The sequence below is a fragment of the Actinospica sp. genome (genome assembly GCF_035552695.1).
Classification (GTDB): Bacteria; Actinomycetota; Actinomycetes; order Streptomycetales; family Catenulisporaceae; genus Actinospica.
Genome location: NZ_DASZKT010000263.1, coordinates 1 through 2,843 on the forward strand (window position 1 = coordinate 1; position 2,843 = coordinate 2,843).

3 protein-coding genes are annotated in these 2,843 nt (G+C 66.6%); all 3 read right to left on the reverse strand.

Annotated elements, in window-relative coordinates; translation table 11 throughout:
* Positions 1 to 704 (reverse strand): ABC transporter permease (locus VG296_RS29855; protein WP_325571834.1); only part of this gene is annotated, 704 nt, incomplete at its 3' end.
* 18 nt (positions 705 to 722) lie between these two features.
* Positions 723 to 1,706 (reverse strand): ABC transporter permease, encoded by a 984-nt coding sequence (locus VG296_RS29860; RefSeq protein ID WP_325571835.1) that lies wholly within the window; start codon positions 1,704 to 1,706, stop codon positions 723 to 725.
* Positions 1,707 to 2,299: 593 nt separating this feature from the next.
* Positions 2,300 to 2,843, reverse strand: a 544-nt coding sequence (locus VG296_RS29865; RefSeq protein ID WP_325571836.1) for an ABC transporter ATP-binding protein, incomplete at its 5' end; no start/stop codon positions are given.

Below are 2,843 nucleotides of genomic sequence, written 5' to 3' on the forward strand. Positions count from 1 at the left end.
GTGGCGGCGACGTTCAGTGTGGCGTCGATGATCAGCAGCGAGGCGATGTTCGGCAGGATGTGCCGCATGATGATCCGCCAGCCGGGCACGCCCATGAAGCGGGCCGCGGAGACGAACTCGCGGGACTTCAGGCTCATCGTCTGGGCCCGCACGATCCGCGCGGTGACCATCCAGGCGAAACCGGCCAGCAGCGGGATCAGGATCAGCCAGGTCTTGCCCCTGAACCAGGGCGAGAGGATGGAGAGCATCAGGAACGAGGGCAGCACCAGGAACAGGTCGATGCCCCAGCTCAGGATCCGGTCGGTCCAGGCGCCGTAGTAGCCGGCGAAGGCGCCGATGACCGCCGCGAGCGCGGTGGTCAGCACACCCGCGACCAGACCGATGATCAGCGACTTCTGCAGGCCGCGCATGGTCAGCGCGAACAGGTCCTGGCCGGTCTGGGTGGTGCCGAACCAGTGCGTGCCGGACGGCGGGGTCTGGAAGTTCTGGAAGTCGATGTCGGTGTACTGCCACTGGTCGAGGTGCGGGCCGACGAAGGCGGCGAGGAACATCAGCACGACGACCACCAGGCCGAAGGCGGCGCCCCGGTTGCGCAGGAAGCGCCTGACCACCAGGCGGCCGCGCCCGGTGGCGACCTGCGTCTGCGCCGCGAGGTGGGCTTCCGGATCGATCTCGTCGACGAGGGCGTTGGCGTTGAGGGACATGGGGTATGCCTTCCTGGCTCAGACGCGAACGCGCGGGTCGAGGGCCACGGTGAGGATCTCCGAGATCAGCCCGGCCACCAGCACCAGGATGGAGGTGAAGATGCCGACCGCGGCGACGGAGTTCACGTCGTTCTGCCCGATGCTGGTGATGAACCACTCCCCCATGCCGTGCCAGGTGAAGATGATCTCGGTGAACACGGCGCCGGTGAACAGCAGCACCGCGTTGTAGCTCAGCAGCGTGGCCACCGGGATGATCGCGGTGCGCGCGCCGTGCCGGAAGATCGCCTGGTTCTTCGTCAGGCCCTTGGCCCGGGCGGTGCGCAGAAAATCGCTACCCATCACGTCGAGCATCGTGGCACGCTGATATCGGCTGAAGAACGCGATCGAGCCGAGCGAGACGCTGAGCGTGGGGAGGATCAGGTGCTCGAAGCGGTCGACGAGGTTCGAGAAGTTCCAGAACGGCGCGTTCGGGTCGGAGACCTCGTTGACGTAGTACAGGAAGTGCGTGTTGGTCGCGTTGTTGAACCAGACCGCGAACATCTGCAGCAGGATCGCCAGGGTGAACACCGGCATCGCGTAGACGAGCAGCGAGGCACCGGTCGTGACCCGGTCGAAGGCCTTGTACTGGCGGACCGCGCCCCACACGCCGACCACGACGCCGCCGACCGAGCCGATGATCGTGGACAGCAGCAGCAGGCGGGCCGAGACGCCGATGCGGCGGGCCATGTCCGAGGCCACCGAATTGCCGCCGATCTCGGTGCCGAGGTTGCCGTGCAGCAGGCCGTTGACCCAGTTCGCGTAGCGGGTCCAGATCGAGGTGCCGCGCCATTCGTTGCGGGCGAGCAGCTCCGACCTGATGGTCGCGGCGCTGGGCTGCGGGTGCCGGGCGAGCCAGTTGTTCTCCGGGTGGAAGATGAACGCCGCCAGCAGGTATGTGACTGAGGCCGCGATGATCACCAAGAACAGATAGTTGATCATCCTCCGCAGGAGGTATGCAGCCATCGGCAACCCTTCTCGTTCTTCGGGCGACCCGGAACGTGCACGGCGTCGTTCCCGCACGTACCGTCGCCAGGCGGCCCGAGGATTTCTCGGACGGTCCTTATGGGGTGTCGGGTCGGCTGGTGGCCTCCGACGCGCCAGAATGCCGCGCTGCGCCCCACGAACGCAACCCGGCTGTTCATCACTCTCTTGACTCCGCGCGACCGCCCCAGTTCACGCACGGTGAACCGGAAGCATTTCGCCTCCGGGTCATGAGAGCGAAGACTCTTGCTTTGCTGGAGTTTTTTTACCGCACGATTCAGCGTCGGCGGCAGGGGTTCATGAGTCACGATCCGATCAAGAAACGGAACTGGATCGTCGTGTTTCGCCCCTGTTTCTCCGTCTCGGATCTTGGACACTACCTCTGTGAACCACCCTCCGTACCCGGATCGTGCCTGGTCGGTGGTGATCACGGATCGGCACATCAGGCTGCTGCCCGCCGTCCGGGGCCGTTACACTCGCCGATTTCGGTCAACGCCCGAAGCGGTGAAGGGCCGGAATTTAGTGTTGAGGGAATTGTGGCCCCGCCCGGAATCCCGGAACGGGGCCGGTCGAACTCAGTCCCGCGCGAAGTGGCAAGCCGTCAGGTGGCCTTCGCCGAGGCCGCGGTCGACGAGCGCCGGCTCCTCGTCGGCACAGCGGGCCGCGTCCGCCTCGGAGAGCGTCATCCGCAGCGGGCAGCGGGTGCGGAAGCGGCAGCCGGAGGGCGGGTCGGCCGGGGACGGCACGTCGCCCTGCACGATGATCCGCTCGCGCTCGCGCTCCAGCCGCGGATCCGGGATCGGGATCGCCGAGATCAGCGCCCGCGTGTACGGATGCTGGCTGCGTTCGAACAGTGAGCCGCCGTCCGCTATCTCGACGATCTTGCCGAGGTACATGACCGCGACCCGGTCGGCGATGTGCCGGACGACGGACAGGTCGTGCGCCACGAACAGATAGGCGAGACCGAGTTCGTCCTGGAGGTCTTCCAGCAGGTTGATCACGCCGGCCTGGATCGAGACGTCGAGCGCGGAGACCGGCTCGTCGAGCACGAGCACCTTCGGCTTGAGCGCGAGTGCCCGGGCGATGCCGATGCGCTGGCGCTGGCCGCCGGAGAACTCG

Coding starts and splice junctions, on each gene's coding strand:
- VG296_RS29860 (WP_325571835.1), bottom strand. CDS start 1,706: ATGGCTGCATACCTCCTGCGGAGGATGATCAACTATCTGTTCTTGGTG.